Annotated in this window: 20 protein-coding genes; 5 read left to right on the top strand and 15 right to left on the bottom strand. The window is 70.0% G+C overall.

Features of this window, described 5'->3' with window-relative positions:
• A complete protein-coding gene (locus MRBLMX7_RS12700) occupies nucleotides 1–972 on the bottom strand; it encodes an electron transfer flavoprotein subunit alpha/FixB family protein (protein WP_363370922.1) in 972 nt (323 codons plus the stop codon).
• Nucleotides 973–974: 2 nt separating this feature from the next.
• Nucleotides 975–1,751, bottom strand: coding sequence for an electron transfer flavoprotein subunit beta/FixA family protein (locus tag MRBLMX7_RS12695; RefSeq protein WP_363369044.1), 777 nt, complete (start codon nucleotides 1,749–1,751; stop codon nucleotides 975–977).
• Nucleotides 1,752–1,861: 110 nt separating this feature from the next.
• Here MRBLMX7_RS12695 and MRBLMX7_RS12690 point away from each other — a divergent pair, with 110 nt between their 5' ends.
• Genes MRBLMX7_RS12690 through MRBLMX7_RS12680 form a run of 3 tightly spaced genes read left to right on the top strand, consistent with a single transcriptional unit; the run spans nucleotide 1,862 to nucleotide 3,310 of the window.
• Nucleotides 1,862–2,398 (top strand): MarR family winged helix-turn-helix transcriptional regulator, encoded by a 537-nt coding sequence (locus MRBLMX7_RS12690; protein ID WP_363369042.1) that lies wholly within the window; start codon nucleotides 1,862–1,864, stop codon nucleotides 2,396–2,398.
• Complete coding sequence (locus tag MRBLMX7_RS12685) at nucleotides 2,358–2,870, top strand: SRPBCC family protein (protein WP_363369040.1); 513 nt, start codon at nucleotides 2,358–2,360, stop codon at nucleotides 2,868–2,870. The genes MRBLMX7_RS12690 and MRBLMX7_RS12685 overlap by 41 nt, the downstream gene beginning before the upstream one ends.
• Nucleotides 2,867–3,310, top strand: a complete 444-nt coding sequence (locus MRBLMX7_RS12680; RefSeq protein WP_363369039.1) for a YdeI/OmpD-associated family protein — start codon at nucleotides 2,867–2,869, stop codon at nucleotides 3,308–3,310. The genes MRBLMX7_RS12685 and MRBLMX7_RS12680 overlap by 4 nt, the downstream gene beginning before the upstream one ends.
• 19 nt (nucleotides 3,311–3,329) lie before the next feature.
• Here MRBLMX7_RS12680 and MRBLMX7_RS12675 read toward each other — a convergent pair whose 3' ends face one another.
• From MRBLMX7_RS12675 to MRBLMX7_RS12650, 6 genes are all read right to left on the bottom strand, one after another.
• Nucleotides 3,330–4,106 (bottom strand): enoyl-CoA hydratase-related protein, encoded by a 777-nt coding sequence (locus MRBLMX7_RS12675; protein WP_363369037.1) that lies wholly within the window; start codon nucleotides 4,104–4,106, stop codon nucleotides 3,330–3,332.
• A 71-nt stretch (nucleotides 4,107–4,177) separates the two neighbouring features.
• Nucleotides 4,178–5,086, bottom strand: coding sequence for a 3-hydroxyisobutyrate dehydrogenase (gene mmsB / locus MRBLMX7_RS12670; protein ID WP_363369035.1), 909 nt, complete (start codon nucleotides 5,084–5,086; stop codon nucleotides 4,178–4,180).
• Nucleotides 5,083–6,273, bottom strand: a complete 1,191-nt coding sequence (locus MRBLMX7_RS12665) for an acyl-CoA dehydrogenase family protein (RefSeq protein WP_363369033.1) — start codon at nucleotides 6,271–6,273, stop codon at nucleotides 5,083–5,085. Before MRBLMX7_RS12665 ends, mmsB begins: the two co-directional genes overlap by 4 nt.
• Before the next feature lie 48 nt (nucleotides 6,274–6,321).
• Nucleotides 6,322–7,821 carry a CoA-acylating methylmalonate-semialdehyde dehydrogenase gene (locus MRBLMX7_RS12660; protein ID WP_363369031.1) on the bottom strand — a complete coding sequence of 500 codons (1,500 nt, stop codon included), beginning with the start codon at nucleotides 7,819–7,821 and terminating at the stop codon, nucleotides 6,322–6,324.
• A 297-nt stretch (nucleotides 7,822–8,118) separates the two neighbouring features.
• Nucleotides 8,119–9,306, bottom strand: a complete 1,188-nt coding sequence (locus MRBLMX7_RS12655) for a thiolase family protein (protein WP_363369029.1) — start codon at nucleotides 9,304–9,306, stop codon at nucleotides 8,119–8,121.
• Between the two features lie 50 nt (nucleotides 9,307–9,356).
• Nucleotides 9,357–9,515 (bottom strand): hypothetical protein, encoded by a 159-nt coding sequence (locus MRBLMX7_RS12650; RefSeq protein ID WP_363369027.1) that lies wholly within the window; start codon nucleotides 9,513–9,515, stop codon nucleotides 9,357–9,359.
• 219 nt (nucleotides 9,516–9,734) lie between these two features.
• Here MRBLMX7_RS12650 and MRBLMX7_RS12645 point away from each other — a divergent pair, with 219 nt between their 5' ends.
• On the top strand, nucleotides 9,735–10,319 hold the full coding sequence (locus MRBLMX7_RS12645; RefSeq protein ID WP_363369025.1) for an antibiotic biosynthesis monooxygenase: 585 nt from the start codon (nucleotides 9,735–9,737) through the stop codon (nucleotides 10,317–10,319).
• Nucleotides 10,320–10,415: 96 nt separating this feature from the next.
• Here MRBLMX7_RS12645 and MRBLMX7_RS12640 read toward each other — a convergent pair whose 3' ends face one another.
• Nucleotides 10,416–11,339: an aldose 1-epimerase family protein gene (locus MRBLMX7_RS12640; protein ID WP_414685094.1), complete on the bottom strand. Its 924-nt coding sequence runs from the start codon at nucleotides 11,337–11,339 to the stop codon at nucleotides 10,416–10,418.
• A gap of 57 nt (nucleotides 11,340–11,396) precedes the next feature.
• On the opposite strand from MRBLMX7_RS12640, the gene MRBLMX7_RS12635 reads away from it, so the two are divergent.
• Entirely contained in the window at nucleotides 11,397–12,242 is an 846-nt protein-coding gene (locus MRBLMX7_RS12635) for an NAD-dependent epimerase/dehydratase family protein (protein WP_363369023.1), read from the top strand.
• Between the two features lie 33 nt (nucleotides 12,243–12,275).
• Here the strand turns inward: MRBLMX7_RS12635 and MRBLMX7_RS12630 are convergent, their stop codons facing one another.
• The 6 genes from MRBLMX7_RS12630 to MRBLMX7_RS12605 form a co-directional block, all read right to left on the bottom strand.
• Entirely contained in the window at nucleotides 12,276–12,851 is a 576-nt protein-coding gene (locus MRBLMX7_RS12630) for an NADPH-dependent FMN reductase (RefSeq protein ID WP_363369021.1), read from the bottom strand.
• Nucleotides 12,852–12,951: 100 nt separating this feature from the next.
• Entirely contained in the window at nucleotides 12,952–14,211 is a 1,260-nt protein-coding gene (locus MRBLMX7_RS12625) for an FAD-binding protein (protein ID WP_363369020.1), read from the bottom strand.
• Between the two features lie 24 nt (nucleotides 14,212–14,235).
• Complete coding sequence (locus MRBLMX7_RS12620; RefSeq protein WP_363369018.1) at nucleotides 14,236–15,723, bottom strand: MFS transporter; 1,488 nt, start codon at nucleotides 15,721–15,723, stop codon at nucleotides 14,236–14,238.
• A gap of 219 nt (nucleotides 15,724–15,942) precedes the next feature.
• Nucleotides 15,943–17,076, bottom strand: coding sequence for a bifunctional 2-methylcitrate synthase/citrate synthase (locus tag MRBLMX7_RS12615; protein ID WP_363369015.1), 1,134 nt, complete (start codon nucleotides 17,074–17,076; stop codon nucleotides 15,943–15,945).
• A gap of 89 nt (nucleotides 17,077–17,165) precedes the next feature.
• Nucleotides 17,166–18,074: a methylisocitrate lyase gene (prpB, locus tag MRBLMX7_RS12610; RefSeq protein WP_363369013.1), complete on the bottom strand. Its 909-nt coding sequence runs from the start codon at nucleotides 18,072–18,074 to the stop codon at nucleotides 17,166–17,168.
• Nucleotides 18,074–19,600 (bottom strand): MmgE/PrpD family protein, encoded by a 1,527-nt coding sequence (locus tag MRBLMX7_RS12605; RefSeq protein WP_363369011.1) that lies wholly within the window; start codon nucleotides 19,598–19,600, stop codon nucleotides 18,074–18,076. The genes prpB and MRBLMX7_RS12605 overlap by 1 nt, the downstream gene beginning before the upstream one ends.
• Nucleotides 19,601–19,604 lie beyond the last annotated feature (4 nt).

Below are 19,604 nucleotides of genomic sequence, written 5' to 3'. Positions count from 1 at the left end.
CTACTTCTTCCGAGCCTCGAGAGCCGCGATGAGCTGCGGCACGACGGTGAACACGTCGCCGACGATGCCGAAGTCCGCGACGTCGAAGATCGGCGCCTCGGCATCCTTGTTGATCGCGACGATCGTCTTGGAGGTCTGCATGCCCGCGCGGTGCTGGATCGCGCCGGATATGCCGAGAGCGACATACAGCTGCGGCGATACCGAGACCCCTGTCTGCCCGACCTGGTGCGACTGCGGGATGTAATCCGCATCGACCGCGGCCCGGGATGCTCCGACGGCGGCGCCGAGCGCGTCGGCGAGCTCCTCGACGAGCACGAACTTCTCCTTGGAGGCGAGACCGCGTCCGCCCGAGACGACGCGCGTCGCGCCGCGCAGCTCTGGCCGCGACGACGCCTGCTCGACGGCCTCGATCGCGCCGACGGTCGCAGCGGGGACCTCGGATGCCGTGACCGCGAGCAGTTCGATGCGCGGCGACTCCACGGCTTCGGCCCGCGCCTCGACCGCACCCTGACGCACCGTGATGACGGGCGCTGCGAACGTGGGTGCCGAGTCGACGAGGTACGCCCCGCCGTACACGGAGTGGTGAGCCACGATGCCCTCGTCGTCGCGTGAGACGCCGACCGCGTCGACGGAGAGTGCGAGCTTCGCGCGCACGGCGAACCGTCCGGCGGCATCACGGCCCGCGATGGAGTTCGAGACGAGCACGGCATCGGGCTGTACCTGCGCGAAGGCCGACTGCAGCGCGTCGACGACCGGGGTCGTGAGCGTGGCGGCATCCGCGCCGGCAGTGAGCACGACGGATGCTCCGGCTGCGGCCGCCTGTGCCGCGGCGCCCTCCGCCCCGCCCACGACGAGCGCGACGGGAGATCCGACGGTCGATGCGGCACCGATCAGAGCGGCGGTGCTCGAGGCGACGTCACCCGAGGGCGTCACGTCGACGAGCACGAGGATCGGGTTGTCGGGGTAGCCCATGGTCACACCAGCCTGTTCTGCGCGAGGTACTCGACGAGCTTCTCGGCGGCGTCGCCCTCGTCGACGATCTTGACGCCCGCCGCGCGCGGGGGCTTCTCCGACACCGCGGTCATGATGGTGCGCGGCGCTGCCGCCGGATCGGCGGAGACACCGAGGTCGGCGAGAGACAGCACTTCGAGGGGCTTCTTCTTCGCGGCCATGATGCCCTTGAAGTTCGGGAACCGGGCATCGGGCAGCGCTTCGGTGATCGAGATCACGGCGGGCAGCGGGGCCGAGACAGACTGCGCACCGGCATCCGCTGCGCGCGTGCCGGTGACTCCCTCCGGCGTGATCTCGACGGAGGTGAGCGCGGTCGCCTGCGCCCAGCCGAGGTGCTCGGCGAGCATCGCGGGGATCACGCCGCCCGAGCCGTCGGTCGAGAGGTTGCCGGTGATGACGAGGTCGGGCTCGCCGCGGCGGATCGCGGCCGCGAGTACTTCGGCGGTGAGGCCCAGATCGGCGCCGGCGAGCTGCTCGTCGGCGATGTGCACGGCAGATCCTGCGCCGATCGCGAGAGCGCGGCGTACCGACGCGGTCGAGCCCTCGGGGGCCATCGAGAGAGCGACCACCTCGGTGCCCTCGTTCTTGTCGGCGTGACTCAGCGCGACCTCGAGAGCCCGCTCGGTGATCTCATCGAGCACCACGTCTCCGGCGCCGCGCTCGGCGAGCCCGGTCTCGAGGTTCAGGACGCGGTCGCCGTAGGTGTCGGGCACCTCTTTGACCAGGACGAAGATCTTCATCGATTGCTCCTCACGACTGCCTCGATTCTAGCGTGCTGAAACTGAGTGCCATCCAACGAGCGACCGAGGACCAACGCGCCGCGCGCCCCGCCATGCCCTACCGTAGAACCGTGGTCCAATCCCGTCCGCTCCCCGTCGATCCGCTCGCCGAAGCGAAGCGGCAATGGCTCGCGCACGGATGGACGGATGCCGCCGACGGCATGACCGTCGTCACCTCCGTGATGCGCGCGCAGCAGCTGCTCCTCGCCCGAGTGGATGCCGCGCTCAAACCCTTCGCGCTGAGCTTCGCCCGCTACGAGATGCTGCGTCTGCTGGCGTTCAGCCGCTCCGGACGCCTGCCGCTGTCGAGCGTGGTCGCCCGACTGCAGGTGCACGCGACGACCGTCACGAGCACGGCCGAGCGCCTGGTGCGCGACGGCCTGATCGTCCGCGAACCGCACCCGCACGACGGTCGCGCCGCTCTCCTCGCGCTCACCGACTCGGGTGGCGTCCTGGTCGAGCGTGCGACGACCGCGCTGAACTCCGAGGTGTTCGTCGACCCGGGCATCAGCCGCGAGGACGCCACCGAGCTCGTCGCCATCGTCGCGCGCATGCGCAAGGCGGCCGGTGACTTCGCCGACCCCCGCCCACAGCCCGACGCCCTCTGACATGGCGCGCTTCGTGCTCGAGCGGGTGATCGCCGCTCCCCCGGCCGAGGTCTTCGCCGCGGCGCTCGACCCCGGGCTGCACGTGCGGTCGATGGCACGACACGGCGAGACCATGGTCGAAGCGCCGGCCGGCGGGGCGTTCAGCGAGGGCTCGACCGTCACCTGGCGCGCGCGCCACTTCGGCATCCCGTTCCGGCTGCGCTCGCTGGTGTTCGACATCGACCGGCCGCGGGGTTTCCGCGATCGGCAGATCACGGGCCCCTTCGGGGCGTTCCTGCACGTGCACGAGTTCGAGGAGCATCCGCACGGAACGCTCATGCGCGACACGATCACGTTCCGCTCGCCGTTCGGTCCGCTCGGACGGCTCGTCGACCGCCTCGTGATGCGCACGTATCTGCAGCGTCTCATCGAGGAGCGCAACGACACGATCACCGCCGAGATCGAGGGGCGTGGGCGTACCCTGTCGCCATGAGCGAACTGCGTCTGCACACCGTCCTCGAGGGCCGCGGCCCCGCCGCGGCGATCATCCTGTCGGACGAGCAGGTCGCCTCGTTCGGCGCGGGCAAGGCATTCCCCGTCGCCGTGACGATCGGCGGCCGCACCGCCCGCCTGCGCCTGGCGCGCATGGGCGGGCAGAACATGATCGGCTTCAGCAAGGCCGTGCGTGCAGACCTCGGCGTCGAGATCGACCAGGAGGTCGACGCGGTCATCCGGGTCGACGGCGCCGAGCGCACGGTCGAGGTCCCGCCCGCACTCGCGGCGGCGCTCGACGCCGACCCGGCGCTGCGCTCGGCCTTCGACGCCCTCTCGTACTCGGTGCGCAAGGAGCACGCCCGCACCGTCGCCGAAGCCAAGCAGGAGGAGACGCGCGAGCGGCGCATCGCCAAGATCGTGGAGGCGCTGCGGAGCTGACGCGTCCGACGACAGTGCCTTAGCGGTTCTGGAAGTCGGGTGCACGTTTCTCCCGGAAGGCGGCCATGCCCTCCTTCTGGTCGGCGGTGTCGAACAGGGCGGCGAACGCCTGCTTCTCGTGGGCCAGGCCGTCGGCGAGACCGGTCTCCATCGCCGCATCCAGGGCCGCTTTCGCCGCGAACAGCGAGGGCAGCGACTTCGAGGCGATCGTGTCGGCGAGCGTCGTGGCCTCGGCGATCAGGTCGGATGCCGGGACGACGCGCGAGACGAGACCCGAGCGCTCCGCCTCCGCCGCGTCCATGAGCCGCCCGGAGAGCACGAGCTCCGCCGCCTTGTAGTAGCCGACCGCCCGGATGAGCCGCTGCGTGCCGCCCATGCCCGGGATGACGCCGAGGTTGATCTCGGGCTGACCGAACTTCGCGGTGTCGGCGGCGAGGATGATGTCGCACATCATCGCCAGTTCGCAGCCACCGCCGAGCGCGAAGCCCGAGACAGCGGCGATCACGGGGGTGCGCACCGCGGCGAACTCGTGCCAGATGCCGAAGTGGTCGGTGTCGAGCATCTCGGCCGCGGACATGCCCTCCATCTCCTTGATGTCGGCGCCCGCAGCGAAAGCCTTCTCCGACCCGGTGACGACGATCGCGCCGACGCCGTCATCCGCGTCGAAGGCCTGTGCCGCGGCGGTGATCTCCTCCGCGAGACGGGAGTTCAGCGCGTTCAGCGCCTGCGGGCGGTTCAGGGTGATCCATCCGACGCGTCCGCGCTGCTCGACCAGGATCGTCTCGTACTCGGTCATGAAGGCCCTCTCCGTCGGCTGTCGGTTCCAGTATGTCGCGGGGTCTGTGCGTTTCGTCTCGCTTCGCTCGCTCAACGACCGGGAGCTCCGTCGCGGATGTCGGTGATGATGCCGGAGAAGTCGCGACCCGCGCCCTCACCCGCGGCGAAGGCGGCGTAGAGCTCCTGCGCGAGCCGCCCCATCCGCGCATCGGTCGAGGTCTGCTCGATCGCCTGCAGCGCCAGGCCGAGGTCCTTCGCCATGAGCGCTCCTGCGAAGCCCGGCTGGTAGTCGCGGTTCGCGGGACTCGTGGGCACGGGGCCCGGCACGGGGCAGTTGGTGGTGATCGACCAGCACTGACCGGATGCCTGCGACACGACGTCGAACAGCGCCTGGTGCTCGAGTCCCAGACGCTCTCCGAGCACGAACGCCTCGGCGACGGCGATCTGCGACACCGCGAGCACCATGTTGTTGCACACCTTCGCGGCCTGTCCGAGCCCCGGTCCACCGCAGTGCACGATGCGCTTTCCCATGACCTCGAGTAGCGGCAGCGCGGTGGCGTGGTCCTCGTCGGAGCCGCCGACCATGAAAGCGAGCGTGCCGTTCTCGGCCCCCACCACACCGCCGGAGACCGGAGCGTCGATGTTGCGGTGGCCCGCCGCGAGCGCGAGCGCGTGCGCGGCCCTGGCCTCGTCGACCGCGATCGTCGACGACTCGATGAAGAGCGTCCCGGGTCGCGCGGCGGCGAGGAGCTCGGTGCGGTAGGCCTCGATCACGTGCCTCCCCGCGGGGAACATCGTGATGACGACGTCGGCGTCGGCGACGGCATCCGCTCCGCTCCCGGCGACCGGGATGCCGGCGGCACGCGCTGCGTCGATCGCGGCCGGCACGAGGTCGAAGCCGTGCACCTCGTGTCCCGCGGCGACGAGGTTCCGCGCCATGGGCAGACCCATGTGACCGAGCCCGAGGAACGCGACCGTATGGGCGGACGGGGCGGTCATGACTGACTCCGCATGGATGCGGAGCCCGACGGCCGCAGCATCTCCCGGCCGACGATCAAGCGCATGATCTCGTTGGTCCCCTCGAGGATCTGATGCACGCGCAGGTCGCGCACGACCCTCTCGATGCCGTAGTCCTGCAGGTAGCCGTAACCGCCGTGCAGCTGCAGCGCGCGGTTGGCGACGTCGAAGCCGGCGTCGGTCGCGAAGCGCTTGGCCATGGCGCAGCGCATCGTCGCGTCGGGCGCGTGCTCGTCGACCGCCCTCGCGCCGTCGCTGACCATGAGCCGGGCGGCCTGCAGGTCGGTGCGCATGTCGGCGACCTGGAAGAGGATCGACTGCTTCTCGGCCAGCGGCTCGCCGAACGCGACGCGCTCGTGCACGTACTGCACGGCACGGTCGAGCGCCCATTGCGCGCCGCCCAGCGAGCACGCGGCGATGTTCAGACGTCCGCCGTTCAGGGCCGACATCGCGATCGCGAAGCCGCGCCCCTCCTCGCCGAGACGAGCGGATGCCGGCACCCGCACCCCGTCGAGGATGACCTGGCGCGTGGGCTGAGCGTGCCAGCCCATCTTCTTCTCCGGCGCTCCGAAGCTGAGCCCTGCCGCATCGCCCGGCACGAGGAACGCGCTGATGCCGCGCGCTCCCGGCTCTCCCGTGCGTGCCATGACGACGTAGACCGCGGCCTCGCCCGCACCGGAGATGAACTGCTTGACGCCCGTGAGCACGTAGTCGTCGCCGTCGCGCACCGCGCTCGTGGCGATGTTCGCGGCATCCGATCCGACCCCCGGCTCGGTGAGGCAGTACCCGCCGAACTCCTGCATCGCGGTGAGCTGCGGCAGCCAGGCGGCACGTTGCGCGTCGTCGCCGTAGGTGTCGATCATCCACGCGACCATGTTGTGGATCGAGATGTACGCCGCGACCGCCGGGTCACCCGTCGCGAGCTCCTCGAAGATCGCGACGGTGTCGGTGCGGCTGAGGCCGGTGCCGCCGAACTCCTCGCGCACGTAGATGCCGCCCAGGCCCAGCTCGCCGCCGCGCTGCAGCGACTCCCGCGGGAACAGGTGCTTCTCGTCGCGCTCGGCGGCGAAGGGCGCGAGCTCGGTCTCGGCGAACTCGCGCACGGCGCCGATGATCGCCTCGCGCTCCTCGGCGGTGGTGGTGGTGGTGGCGGTGATGGTGTCAGTCATGTCTCTCTCCTGCGTTTCCTCTCGCTGCGCTCGCTCAAAGACCGATGGTCAGTGCATGGTCGGGATGACGAAGCTGGCGCCGTCCTTGATGCCGCTCGGCCATCGGCTCGTGACGGTCTTGGTCTTCGTGTAGAAGCGGAAGGCGTCGGCGCCGTGCTGGTTGAGGTCGCCGAATCCCGACCTCTTCCAGCCGCCGAACGTGTAGTACGCGATCGGCACGGGAATGGGCACGTTGACGCCGACCATGCCGACCTCCACCCGGGCGGCGAAATCGCGAGCCGCGTCGCCGTCACGCGTGAAGATGGCGACGCCGTTGCCGAACTCGTGCTCCGACGCCATGCGCAGCGCCTGCTCGTAGTCGTCCGCGCGGGCGATCACCAGCACCGGACCGAAGATCTCCTCTCGGTAGATCGCCATGTCGGTGGTGACGTGGTCGAACAGCGTCGGCCCGAGATAGAAGCCCTCCTCGTGACCTGCGACCGTGAAGCCGCGCCCGTCGGCGAGCAGCGTCGCCCCCTCGTCGACGCCCTGCTGGATGTAACCCTGCACGCGCTCGACCGCCGCGCGGGTCACGAGCGGGCCGTAGTCGACGTCCGCGGCGAGCGAAGGGCCCACGCGCAGCTGCGCGACGCGCTCCAGGAGCTTCGCGGCGAGAGCATCCGCCGTCTCCTGGCCGACCGGAACCGCGACCGAGATCGCCATGCAGCGCTCGCCCGCCGAGCCGTAGCCCGCGCCGATCAGCGCGTCGACGGCCTGGTCGAGGTCGGCGTCGGGCATCACGATCATGTGGTTCTTGGCTCCGCCGAAGCACTGCGCGCGCTTGCCATGCGCGGCCGCGGTGGCGTAGATGTACTCGGCGATCGGCGTCGAGCCGACGAAGCCGACGGCGCGGATGCGGTCGTCGGTGAGCAGCGCGTCGACCGCCTCCTTGTCGCCATGCACGACGTTGAGCACACCCGCGGGCAGACCCGCCTCGAGGAACAGCTCGGCGAGACGCACGGGCACCGAGGGGTCGCGCTCGCTGGGCTTGAGCACGACGGCGTTGCCGGCGGCGAGCGCAGGGCCGGCCTTCCACAGCGGGATCATCGCCGGGAAGTTGAAGGGGGTAATCGCGGCGACGACGCCGAGCGGCTGCCGCATCGAGTACACGTCGATGCCGGCGCCGGCTCCGGTCGAGTACTCGCCCTTAAGGAGATGCGGCGCACCGGCGGCGAACTCGATCACCTCGAGGCCGCGCTGGATGTCGCCCTTGGCGTCGTCGACGGTCTTGCCGTGCTCGCTCGCAAGCAGCTCGGCGAGAGACTGCATCTCGCGCTGGACGAGATCGAGGAAGCGCAGGAGCACGCGGGCGCGCTTCTGCGGGTTGGTCGCGGCCCAGTCCGCCTGCGCGGCCTCGGCGTTCGCGATCACCTCGCGCACCTCGTCGGCGGACGCGAGCGGCACGCGGGCCTGCACGGCTCCGCTGCTGGGGTCGAAGACGTCCGCGAAGCGTCCGGAGTCCGGAGTCACGGGCTTTCCGCCTACGAAATGCGGGATAGTACGAGTCATTGTGCGTTGTCCCTTCGGGCCGTCATTGGCACATTGCGATCATACTTCGGCATCCATGGATTTACTAGGGCATCCTAGTATCCTGACGAACGCGACAGCCGACGGTGTTCGCCCCGCGTTCACCGGCCGGACATCTCCGCCGACTACAACTGCTGATGCGCGGACACAGGACTCAGACCGGATCGGGTAGTCACGTCATCCGCGCTCCGCGGTGAGCATCTGCTCCCGTCGCGGTGTCACCCACCGCGAGGACCCCCGCCGAATCGGGTCGGCGGGGGTCTTCTCCGTCTCGGGCGGCTAGAGGCGCTCCACGATCAGGGCGTTCGCCATGCCGCCGCCCTCGCACATGGTCTGCAGGCCGAGCCTGCCGCCCGTCGCCTGGAGATGGTCGACCAGCGTGCCGAGCAGGCGTGTGCCCGAGGAGCCGAGCGCGTGGCCGAGCGCGATCGCCCCGCCCCGGGGGTTGAGCTTCGCGGCATCCGCCCCGACCTCGGCGGCCCACGCGAGCGGCACCGAGGCGAACGCCTCGTTGACCTCGTAGGCGTCGAGGTCGTCGATCGAGAGTCCCGCGCGCTCGAGGATGCGTCGCGTGGCGGGGATCGGGCCGGTCAGCATCATCAGCGGGTCGTCGCCCACCACCGTGAACCCGCGGAACCGCGCCCGCGGCACGAGCCCCAGCTGCTCCGCGCGGTCGGCGCTCATCAGCAGCGCGGCCGAGGCCCCGTCGGTGAGCGGCGAGGAGTTGCCCGGGGTGATGCGCCAGTCGATCTCGGGGAAGCGCTCGGCCAGTGCATCGGTGCGGAACGCCGGTGACAGACCGGCCAGAGCGGATGCCGTGGTGCCGGCCCGCACGGTCTCATCCCCCACGGCATCAGGAGCCTCGTCCACCGCGATCACCGTCCGGTCGAAGAACCCTTCGTCCCACGCGGCGGCGGCACGGCGATGCGACTCCGCGGAGTACGCGTCGAGGGCGTCGCGGTCGAGGCCCCACCGCTGCGCGATGAGCTCGGCGGAGACGCCCTGGTTCACGAGTCCCTCCGGGTAGCGAGCCCGCAGCCGAGGCGACATCGGACTTCCGGCGACGGCCGCCGACGATCCGAGCGGCACGCGGCTCATCGACTCCACGCCGCCCACGATCACGGCGTCGTAGGACCCGGCGATGATGCCCTGCGCCGCGGAGTGCACGGCCTGCTGGCTCGACCCGCACTGCCGGTCGATGGTCGTGGCAGGCACGGCCTCGTCGAAGCCGGCGGCGAGCACGGCCTGCCTCGCGATGTTCGACGACTGCTCGCCGACCTGGCTCACGCAACCGAGGAGCACGTCGTCGATCTGGCGCGACTCGAGTCCGCTGCGGGTGAGGATCGCCGCGAGCGCACCGGCGGCGAGGTCGACGGGGTGCACACCCGACAGCATCCCTCCGGGCTTGCCCCGACCCACCGGGGTGCGGACGACGTCGATCAGGACGGCTTCACTGCGCGCGCTCATGCGTCCCATTGTCACCCCGCTGGAGCGGTGCGGCGCTCGCCCGGTGGATGTCAGGTGGCGGGGAACGGCGGCCGCGAGACGATGCGGAGCGGCTTGAGCGAGCGGGCGCGGGGGCCCTTCTCGCGTTCATCCGACCGCACGGGTTCGTCCATGCGTGGTCGGGGCGGGCGTCTGTCTGCGTCCTTGTCGGACGAGCGGTGACTGCTCATGTCCCGACCGTACGGGGCGAACATGTACGCGCGTTCAGGTTCGCACGGCAGCGCCGACGCGATCGGGGTCGCCCCCGAGGCGCGCGGTGATCCGCTCCGTGCGAACGAGGCGTCGGGCCGCCGGCATCCGAAATAGAATCGGAGGGCGCCCGCACCCTGGCGCCGCCCCCCCCTGCCGATGCGCCCGAGACCCGGGCCGTGCTCTCCCGAGGATCCGCCATGTCCAGCGACTCCATCACCGTGTCCATCCGCCGCGAGGTCGACCCGACGCGTATCGCCGAGACCACCGAGTGGGTGCAGCGCGGGGTGAACAAGGCGAACACGTATCCGGGATTCCTCGGATCCGGGTGGGTGCGCGCCGGCGCCGACTCGCACGTCTGGCACATGCTGTACCGGTTCGCCGACGAGGACACGCTCGTCGCTTGGGAGGACTCCGCCGAGCGCGCGGCCTGGCTGGCCACCGGAGAGGGGCTCGTGCTGAGCGAGCGCTCCCGCCGACGCAGCGGCATCGAGGGGTGGTTCGACGAACCCGCGACAGGCTCGGTCACGGTGCAGACCGCCGAGGGGACGGCCGCTGGTGCCATCGTGAAGGCTCCCCCGCGGTGGAAGCAGGCCGTGTCGATCTGGCTCGGGTTCTTCCCCGTGAACCTCGCGTTCACGTACGCCATGAGCCCGGTCCCGGGCTTCAACGAGCTGCCGATCTGGTTGCGCGTGCTGGCCACGACGCTGGTGCTCACGCCGATCATGACCTACTGGGTGCTGCCCTGGGTCACGCGCGCGCTGCGCCGCTGGCTCGCCCGCTGACGCCCCAGCCTGCCCGTCTGTTTCTGGCGAATGCACGGTTGAGGAGTCCTATTTGTGCCGTTCGGCAGAAATAGACGGGCAGGGAGAGGGCGGACGTCAGATCGCGGAGATCGTCCAGGATGCCGCGTGCGCGGCGCCCGGCTCGAGGACCACGAGGTCCGTTCCCGAGTTGAAGGCGTCGGGTGGGCAGGTCATGGGTTCGACTGCGAGGCCGATGCGGTCGGAATCGTCCGCCGTGTGCACCTGCACCCAGGGACAGTGCTCGTCGAACCGCATCGCGACACCGGTCCCGGCGGCCGTCTCGAGGCGCACCTCGGCCACGCCGTCGGTCCGGGTGAGCCCCGTGAAGGCGTGGTCGACGAAGACGTCGCCGAGCACGCGCGGTGCACGGAAGTCCCACTCCGGATGCTCCGAGACGGGCTCGACCGCGACCGGAGACAGCCGATCCTGTGTCACCGTGAGCACCGAGGATGCCGGCAGCGTCAGCGTCCAATCGTCCACGCGCCCGCCGCCGGCCACGAGGTACGGGTGCGGACCGACGCCCCACGGCGCAGCATCCGTCCCGAGGTTGTGACCTGTCACGGTCTGCGTGAGACCGTGGGCGTCGAGGCGGTACTCGACCTCCACCTCGACACGGAAGGGGTAGCCGGTCCGGGGTTCGATCACCCCGGCCAGCACGACCCGGTCGTCGGAGACCACACGGTCGTCGAACTCGGTCCAGTCGATGAGGCCGTGCAGCGCGTGACCGCGCTCGGGCTCGGTGAGCGGCAGTCGGAGCTCGAGCCCGCCGAACGTGTACCGCCCGTCGACGATCCGGTTGGGCCAGGGTGCGAGCGTCGCCCCGCGATACGCCGGACGCACCTCGTCGGCGGCGAAGGGCACGACGAGGTCCCGCCCGGCGAAGGTCAGGGAACGGAGGGTCGCCCCGACGCTCGCGATCGCCGCCTCGTAGCCGTGCCCGGCGATCGTCAGCTGGCGGCCGGAGCGCGGCCGAACCGCGGACGTCGTCGAAACACTCACGCCGACGAGTGTATGCCGAATGGCCCGCGCCCCCTGTCGGCATGTCACGCTGGTGGCATGCGCATCGCACTCACCGGATCATCGGGAAAGCTCGGCTCCGTCGTCGCACGGGAGCTGCTGGCCGCGGGCCTGGATGTCGTCGGCATGGATATCGCCGGCGAGCGCGGCCCCGGGTTCGTGCAGGTCGACCTCACCGATTACGGCCAGGTCGTCGACGCGTTCACCGCTGTCGGCGACCAGCACGACGGCATCGACGGCGTCGTGCACCTGGGCGCGATCCCGGCGCCGGGCATCCGCAGCGACGTGGCGACGTTCCACAACAACATGCCCGCCACGTTCAACGTGTTCTGGGCGGCGGTGCGCCTCGGCATCCGTCGTATCGTCTACGCCTCCAGCGAGACGGTGCTCGGGCTCCCGTTCGACGCGCCGCCGCCGTACGTCCCCGTCGACGAGGAGTACCCGCCCCGGCCCGAGTCGGTGTACTCGCTCGTGAAGACGCTCGAGGAGCGCCTGGCGACCGAGCTCGTGCGCTGGCACCCTGACCTGTCGATCACGGCCCTGCGGTTCTCGAACGTCATGGTGCCCGAGGATTACGTCGAGTTCCCCTCATTCGACGCCGATGCCCTGCGGCGCAAGTGGAACCTGTGGGGCTACATCGACGCGCGTGACGGCGCCCAGGCCGTGCACCGGGCGCTCGAGGTCGCGCCGCCGGGGTTCGAGCAGTACATCATCGCCGCGGCCGACACAGTCATGTCACGGCCGAACGCCGAGCTGCTCGCCGAGGTCTTCCCCGACGTGCCCGCGGCGCGCGACGTGGGGGCGAACGAGACCCTGCTGTCGATCGACAAGGCGCGGCGGATGCTGGGCTACGAGCCGCAGCACTCCTGGCGCGACCACGTCTGAGCGCGCGACGACGTCTGAGCGCACGTCTGAGCGTCAGTTGTCGGTGTCGCGCGGGAGCACGGTCAGCACGCGCTCGATGTGGTCGCGGAACTCGCTCATGAAGCCGCGCAGGAAGTCGGCCGTGTCGGAGTGCGTGACCGTGCCGTCCTCGGCGTAGTGCTCGGGTTTGAACTGGATGTACGCCTCGGGGGCCGTCATCTGCCGGGCGTTGCAGAAGCTCAGCACGCCGCGCAGGCTCTGCTGGGCGACGGCGGTGCCGATCGCGCCGACCGAGGCGCCGATGACCGCGGCGGGGATGTGGTCGAAGGAGTTCTGCCCCCAGGGGCGCGAGGCCCAGTCGATCGCGTTCTTGAGACCGCCGGGGATCGACCGGTTGTACTCCGGCGTGACGAACAGCACCGCGTCGGCCGAGTCGATCGCCTCCTTGAGCGCCACCGCCTCCGGCGGATACGACTCGTCGTAGTCCTGGCTGTACAGCGGCAGGTCGCGGATCGGGATCTCGAAGAACTCCAGATCCCGCGGCGCCAACTCGATCAGGGCCGTCGCGAGGATCCGGTTGATGGATGTCGACGACAGGCTGCCGACGAAGTATCCGACCCTGAGTGCCATGTCCGCTCCTCCGTCTCGATGCCGAGCGCGCTGCCCGGGCACTGGGTCCAGTCTCGCGTCGGTCGTGGCCCGCGTCCACCCCCGCCGGGCGGCGCCTCGCTCAGAGGCCCAGCCGCTCCAAGTACGGGTTCACGAGCCGGCGCTCGGGGTCGTAGCGGGCAGCGAGCGCAGCGAAGTCGTCGAAGCGCGGGTACCGCGACCGCACCTCTGCGCCGTCGAGCGTGGAGACCTTGCCCCAGTGCGGTCGCGCCGTGCCGGGCAACGCCGCCTCGAGGGTCGGCAGGAACGCACGCACGGCCTCCTCGTCGGGCTTCCAGGTGAAGTGGATGCCGACAGCATCCGTTTCGTACGACGAGCTCAGCCACAGGTCGTCGGATTTGACCGTGCGGATCTCATTCACCAGGAGCAGGGGCGCGATCTGACCCGCGAGCGTGCGCACGACCTGGATGGCCTCGACGGCATCGGAGCGCGGCACGAGATACTCGCTCTGCAGCTCCGCTCCGGCCGACGGCGTGAACTCGAGCCGGAAGTGCGGCAGGCGGTCGAACCACGGACCAGGAACACCGCCCTGCTCCGTGCACGCGACCGGATCGACGCCGAGGATCGGATGCCGCTTCACGTCAGCCGGCTGTGCGTCGAGGCGTGAGAACAGGTCGGCGCGGGTGATCTCACGCGCCTCGGGTAACCGCTGCTTGACCCAGATCTGGTCCGCGACGTCGGTGCGCTCCCAGGTCGAGAAGATGCTGACGCTCGTGCCGATGCCGGTCACGTCGTCGAAGTCGCGGAGGATCGCGTCCCACGACGGACCCTCGAACACGTGCTGGGCGACCTCGTAGGCGGGTTCGACGTCGAGCGTGACGTCGATCACCGCTCCGAGCGCCCCGAGGCTCACGACCGCGCCGTCGAAGTCCTCGTCGCCGCGGGCGAGACTCCGCGTCTCCCCGGCGGCGGTCACGATCGTGAGGGCGCGCACCGCCGTCGCCAGCGAGCCGAGGGCGTCGCCCGAGCCGTGCGTGCCCGTCGCGACCGCGCCCGCGATCGAGATGTGCGGGAGAGAGGCGAGGTTCGCGAGCGCCAGCCCCTCGGCGTCCAGCAGCGGGGCGAGGTCTCCGTAGCGCAGCGCGCCGCTCACCCGAACCGCGTCACGTTCGCGGCTCACCTCGAACACGGCCGGCATCCGGTCGAGGGCGATCAACGTCCCGTCCGTGTCGGCCAGCGTGTTGAAGCTGTGGCGGGAGCCCAGCATCCGCACCGCTCCACCCTGCGCGAGGAGCTCCTGCAGCTGATCGGGCGACGCCGGGTGCTCCACCCGTGCGGCGCGGTACTCGATGTTGCCTGCCCAGTTCCGTTCGGAAGCCATCGCGCCAGGATACCGAGGCACGGCTCACCGGCCGGAGGGCGCGTCGGGCGTGACCCCCTTCTCCGGCGGATCCACGAGCGACAGCGGATCCGCGATGTCCTCGAGCGACTTGCCTGCCGCGCTGACGCCGAACACGCCGCACACGACGCCGCCGACGATCATGATCGCCGCGCCGAGCACGTAGCCCCAGAACAGGGGCCCGCGGTCGCCGGTCTCGGCGCTCTCGCCGATCAGCGCCCCGTACAGCGCGGGGGCGATCGCGCCCACGAGCTGCCCGATCGAGAACACGTAGGAGATCACCTGGCTGCGCAGCTCGAGCGGGAAGATCTCGCTCACAGTGAGGTACGCGGCCGAGGCCCCCGCCGAGGCGAAGAAGAACGACGCGCACCAGAACGCCGTGTGGGTGCCCGCGTTCAGCACGCCGGCGTGGAACAGGAACGCGCTCACGAGCAGGATCGACCCGGCCAGCACATAGGTCGCGAACAGCATCCGCCGCCGTCCCCACGTGTCGAAGAAGTGCCCGAGGACGAGCGCCCCGGCGAGATTGCCGATCGCGAAGATGATGAAGTACTGCGAGGCGGATGCCGGGGGCGTGTCGTAGAAGTTCTCGAGCACGAGCGCGTACGTGAAGAAGATCGCGTTGTACAGGAACGACTGCGTCACCATCATCGTGATGCCGACGAGTGTGCGCCGCGGATACTTCTGGAACAGCACCTTCACGATCACGAGGAACGGCACCCGACCGTACTCCTTGACCGTGATCGCCTTCGACTCGTCGACCGGCGGGATCTCCTTGCCCTCCTCGCGGATGCGCTGCTCGATCCCGTCGACGTTGCGCTCGGCCTCGTCCTCGCGTCCGTGCGTCATCTGCCAGCGCGGGCTCTCGGGGATGTGCCGGCGCAGCCAGATGATGAGGATGCCGAGCACGGGCCCCAGGAAGAAGCTGAGCCGCCAGCCGATGTCGGCGGGCAGGATGTCGGTGTTGAGGAAGAACAGGTTCGCGACGGCGCCGAGCGCCGCACCTCCCCAGTACGTGCCGTTGATGGCGATGTCGACGCGTCCCCGGTACTTCGCGGGGATGATCTCGTCGATCGCCGAATTGATCGCCGCGTACTCGCCGCCGATGCCCGCTCCCGCGACGAAGCGCCAGATGTAGAAGAACCAGGGCGCGAACGCGAGACCCGCGACCGCGGAGCCCACGAGGTACACCGCGAGCGACAGGATGAAGAGCTTCTTGCGTCCGAGCCGGTCGGTGAGCCGCCCGAACACCAGCGCGCCGAACACCTGGCCGAGCAGGTAGCAGGTGCCGGCGAGGCCGACCTCGGCTGGGCCCATCCCGAGCGTGGCGGCATAGCCGTTCGCGGCGACGATCTGCACCTCGAGGCCGTCGAGGATCCAGGAGAACCCGAGGCCGACGACGATCATCCAGTGGAATCGCGCCCACGGCAGCCGGTCCATCCGGGCGGGCACGAGCGACCGGACCTCCTTGACGTTGACACCCGACGCTGACACGGAGCCTCCTTCACCCGGGACCCCTCGGTCCCGGATCAGTGATACTCCTGGCGCGCGGGTCCGCGCATCCGGTTGATTCGCGCCGCGGATCGCGCTACGGCATCCGCCCGTCGCCCCGCCCGTCCCCCCGCCCGTCTCCCCGCCCGTCTATTTCTGCCGAACGGCAGCAATAGACCCTCTATTCGTGCCGTTCGGCAGAAATAGAGGGTCTTTGCGCGCTCAGCCCTGGACGTGCCTCTCGTCGACCCGGTCGTAGTGGGAGAGCGGACGGATGAGCGCATTCGCACCGGCCTGCTCGATCACGTGCGCGGTCCAGCCCGTGACGCGCGCGGCGACGAACAGCGGCGTGAACGTGAGCGTATCGAAGCCGATCAGGTTGTACGCCGGACCGGACGGGTAGTCGAGGTTCGGGTAGATGCCCTTGCGCTCGACGAACTCCGCCTCGAGCGCGTCGTAGAGCGCCGCGACCTCGGGCTTGTCGTAGTGCTCGACGAGCGTGTCGAGGGCCGCCTTCATGGTCGGCACGCGGGAGTCGCCGCGCTTGTACACGCGGTGTCCGAAGCCCATGATCTTGCGCTTCTCGGCGAGTGCCTTCTCGAGCCACGGCACGACGTTGTCCGCCTCCCCGATCTCGTCGAAGATGTGCAGCACGGCTTCGTTGGCGCCGCCGTGCAGCGGCCCCTTGAGCGCGCCGATGGCCCCGACCACCGCCGAGTACAGGTCGCTCAGCGTCGAGGTGATCACTCGCGCGGTGAACGTCGAGGCGTTGAAGGAGTGCTCTGCGTACAGGATCATCGAGCGGTTGAACGCGTCGACGACCACCGGGTCCGGCTCCTCGCCGAACGTCATCCACAGGAAGTTCGAGGAGTAGTCGAGGTCGTCGCGCGGCTCGACGATCTCCTGTCCGCGACGACGACGCTGCCCGTAAGCGACGATCGCCGGCAGGGCGGCGAAGAGGCGGATGCTGCGCTCGAGGTTCTGCTCGGGGCTGCCGCCCGCGTCGAGCACCGACCCACCGGCGGCGGGATCGGAGGCGCCGATCACACTCACGGCCGTGCGCACCTCGTCCATCGGGTGGGCGTCGAGCGGCACGAGGTCGATCGCGGCCTTGACGTTGTCGGCGAGCGCGCGGTGGCGGCGCTCCTCGAGCCGGAAGGCCGCGAGCTCCTCGGAGGTGGGGAGCTCGCCGTGCCACAGGAGGTACGCGACCGCCTCGAAGGGCTGCGTGTCGGCCAGCTCCTGCACGGGATAGCCGCGGTACAGCAGGCTGTTCGTCTCGGGGTTGACCTTCGAGATCGCCGTCGTGTCGACGACGACCCCTGCGAGGCCCTTCTTGATGTCAGGCTCGGTCATGCTCACTCCTTCGTGTCATTTCGGTCGTTGAGCGAGGAGCGAAGCGACGAGACGAAACGCGGTGGCGCGTTTCGTCTCGCTTCGCTCGCTCAACGACCGGTGGTGTCGATCGTGAAGTTGAAGACGCCGGAGTCGAAGTGGTTGTACGACTCGTAGTCGATCAGGTCGTAGAGATCGGCGCGGTGCTGCATCTCGCCGAGCTTCGAGGTCAGATGCCCCTCCTCGTTCAGCGTATCGAGAGCACGGCCCGCCGCGCCCATCGCGATCCGCAGTAGCGAGACCGGCCAGATGACCATGCTCACACCCGCGTCCCGCAACTGGTCGACGGAGAACAGGTCGCTCTTGCCGAACTCGGTCATGTTGGCGAGGATCGGCACGTCGAGAGCATCCGCCATCGCCTCGAACTCCGAGAGGTCGCGCATCGCCTCGGGGAAGATCGCGTCGGCCCCCGCGTCTACGAGGGCCTTGGCCCGATCGATCGCGGCATCCAGTCCGTCGATCGCGCGGATGTCGGTGCGGGCCATGATCAGGAAGTTCTCGTCTCGGCGCGCATCGGCGGCGGCGCGGATGCGCTTGATCGCCGTGTTCTCGTCGACCACGCTCTTGCCGTCGAGGTGACCGCAGCGCTTGGGGTTGATCTGGTCCTCGATATGGGTGCCGGCGAGTCCGGCATCCTCGAGCTCCTGGATCGTGCGCGCCACGTTCATCGGCTCGCCGAAACCGGTGTCGGCATCGACGATCGAGGGGATGTCGGTCATGCGGGCGATCTGCTTCGCGCGTCCGGCGACCTCGGTCAGCGTCGTGAGTCCGATGTCGGGCAGACCCAGATCGGCCGAGAGAACGGCCCCGGAGATGTAGACGCCGTCGAAGCCCCTCTGTTCGATGAGCTTGGCGCTGAGGGGGTTGAACGCTCCGGGGAAGCGCAGCAGTTCGCCGCTCGCGAGGCGCTCACGGAACAACCGCCTCTTCTCGGCCGGCGTCGTCGTGGAGTACAGCATCAGAACAGCCCCTTCGGCGTGTCCGCGCCCTCGAGGAGGCCGGGCTTCGCGATGATCGACAGCTCGCCGACCTCGGCGGCCGTCAGCTCGGGCAGGCGCTGCACGAGCTCGAGGAAGCGCTCGATCTCCGCGGGCTCCAGCACGGGCTCCGCGAGCAGCCGGAACTTCGCGATGTAGTTCTCGCGCGCGAACGGACGGGCCCCGAGCGGGTGCGCGTCGGCCACGGCGATCTCGTCGACGACGGTCGAGCCGTCCGTCAGCGTGAACTCCACACGACCGCCGAAGGCCTTCACGTCGGGGTCCTCGGAGTGGTAGCGACGCGTCCACTCGGCATCCTCGGCCGTCGTGATCTTGTGCCACAGCGCGACCGTGTCGGGGCGGCCTGCGCGCTCGGGGGTGTACGAGTCGACGTGGTGCCAGCCGCCGTCCTGCAGCGCGACGGCGAAGATGTACGGGATCGAGTGGTCGAGCGTCTCCCGCGACGCCGTCGGGTCGTACTTCTGCGGGTCGTTCGCGCCCGAGCCGATCACGTAGTGCGTGTGGTGGCTCGTGTGCAGCACGATCGACTCGATGTTCGCGGGGTCGCGAAGCGCCGGGTTCTCGGTGCCGAGCTTGCGGGCGAGGTCGATCCACGCCTGGGCCTGGTACTCGGCGGAGTGCTCCTTCGTGTACGAGTCGAGGATCGCGCGCTTCGGCTCGCCGGATGCCGGGAGCGGCACCTCGTACGCGGCATCCTTGCCGTCGAGCATCCAGGCGATCACGCCGTCCTCGCCCTCGTAGATCGGGGCGGGGCTGGTCTGGCCGCGCATGGCCCGGTCGACCGCTTCGACGGCCATCTTGCCGGCGAACGCCGGGGCGTGCGCCTTCCACGTGGAGATCTCGCCCTTGCGGCTCTGCCGGGTCGCGGTCGTGGTGTGCAGGCCCTGGCCGACGGCCTGGTAGATCGTCTCGACGTCGAGTCCGAGGAGCGTGCCGATGCCGGCGGAGGCCGAGGGTCCGAGGTGCGCGACGTGGTCGATCTTGTGCTTGTGCAGGCAGATCGCGCGCACGAGGTCCATCTGGATCTCATAGCCGGTCGCGATGGCGCGGACGAGCGCTCGACCGTCGGATCCGACGTGCTGCGCGACCGCGAGGATCGGCGGGATGTTGTCACCGGGGTGCGAGTACTCGGCGGCCAGGAACGTGTCGTGGTAGTCGAGCTCGCGCACCGCGACGCCGTTCACCCACGCCGCCCACTCCGGGCTCGTGCGCTGATCGAGCGCCGCGCCGAACACGGTCGCGCCCGCACCGCCGGTCGACACCGGGTGGCTGAACGCCTGCGCACGCGCCGCGTTGATCGGTCCGCGCGTGAGGGATGCTGCGGCGACCGAGGCGTTGTCGATGATGCGGTTGACGATCATGTCGACGACCGCGGGCTCGACCTCGACGGGATCGGCGGCGACCTCGGCGATCTTCCAGGCGAGCTGATCCTCACGGGCGAGGTTCTCGTCGCTCCGGTGGACGCGGACGTGGTGGGTGACGGTCATGACG

It is taken from the genome of Microbacterium sp. LMX7-1.2 (genome assembly GCF_040675935.1).
Taxonomy (GTDB): domain Bacteria; phylum Actinomycetota; class Actinomycetes; order Actinomycetales; family Microbacteriaceae; genus Microbacterium.
Note: the sequence above shows the minus strand (reverse complement) of the source record. Positions and strands in the feature narration are given on the sequence as shown.

Bases quoted from the DNA above. Each gene is read 5' to 3' on its own strand.
- MRBLMX7_RS12695 (WP_363369044.1), bottom strand. From the start codon at position 1,751: ATGAAGATCTTCGTCCTGGTCAAAGAGGTGCCCGACACCTACGGCGAC.
- MRBLMX7_RS12660 (WP_363369031.1), bottom strand. From the start codon at position 7,821: ATGACTCGTACTATCCCGCATTTCGTAGGCGGAAAGCCCGTGACTCCG.
- MRBLMX7_RS12650 (WP_363369027.1), bottom strand. From the start codon at position 9,515: ATGAGCAGTCACCGCTCGTCCGACAAGGACGCAGACAGACGCCCGCCC.
- MRBLMX7_RS12615 (WP_363369015.1), bottom strand. From the start codon at position 17,076: ATGACCGAGCCTGACATCAAGAAGGGCCTCGCAGGGGTCGTCGTCGAC.
- MRBLMX7_RS12645 (WP_363369025.1), top strand. From the start codon at position 9,735: ATGTCCAGCGACTCCATCACCGTGTCCATCCGCCGCGAGGTCGACCCG.
- MRBLMX7_RS12680 (WP_363369039.1), top strand. From the start codon at position 2,867: ATGAGCGAACTGCGTCTGCACACCGTCCTCGAGGGCCGCGGCCCCGCC.
- MRBLMX7_RS12700 (WP_363370922.1), bottom strand. From the start codon at position 972: ATGGGCTACCCCGACAACCCGATCCTCGTGCTCGTCGACGTGACGCCC.
- MRBLMX7_RS12605 (WP_363369011.1), bottom strand. From the start codon at position 19,600: ATGACCGTCACCCACCACGTCCGCGTCCACCGGAGCGACGAGAACCTC.
- mmsB (WP_363369035.1), bottom strand. From the start codon at position 5,086: ATGACCGCCCCGTCCGCCCATACGGTCGCGTTCCTCGGGCTCGGTCAC.
- MRBLMX7_RS12625 (WP_363369020.1), bottom strand. From the start codon at position 14,211: ATGGCTTCCGAACGGAACTGGGCAGGCAACATCGAGTACCGCGCCGCA.
- MRBLMX7_RS12655 (WP_363369029.1), bottom strand. From the start codon at position 9,306: ATGAGCGCGCGCAGTGAAGCCGTCCTGATCGACGTCGTCCGCACCCCG.
- MRBLMX7_RS12665 (WP_363369033.1), bottom strand. From the start codon at position 6,273: ATGACTGACACCATCACCGCCACCACCACCACCACCGCCGAGGAGCGC.
- MRBLMX7_RS12630 (WP_363369021.1), bottom strand. From the start codon at position 12,851: ATGGCACTCAGGGTCGGATACTTCGTCGGCAGCCTGTCGTCGACATCC.
- prpB (WP_363369013.1), bottom strand. From the start codon at position 18,074: ATGCTGTACTCCACGACGACGCCGGCCGAGAAGAGGCGGTTGTTCCGT.
- MRBLMX7_RS12675 (WP_363369037.1), bottom strand. From the start codon at position 4,106: ATGACCGAGTACGAGACGATCCTGGTCGAGCAGCGCGGACGCGTCGGA.
- MRBLMX7_RS12635 (WP_363369023.1), top strand. From the start codon at position 11,397: ATGCGCATCGCACTCACCGGATCATCGGGAAAGCTCGGCTCCGTCGTC.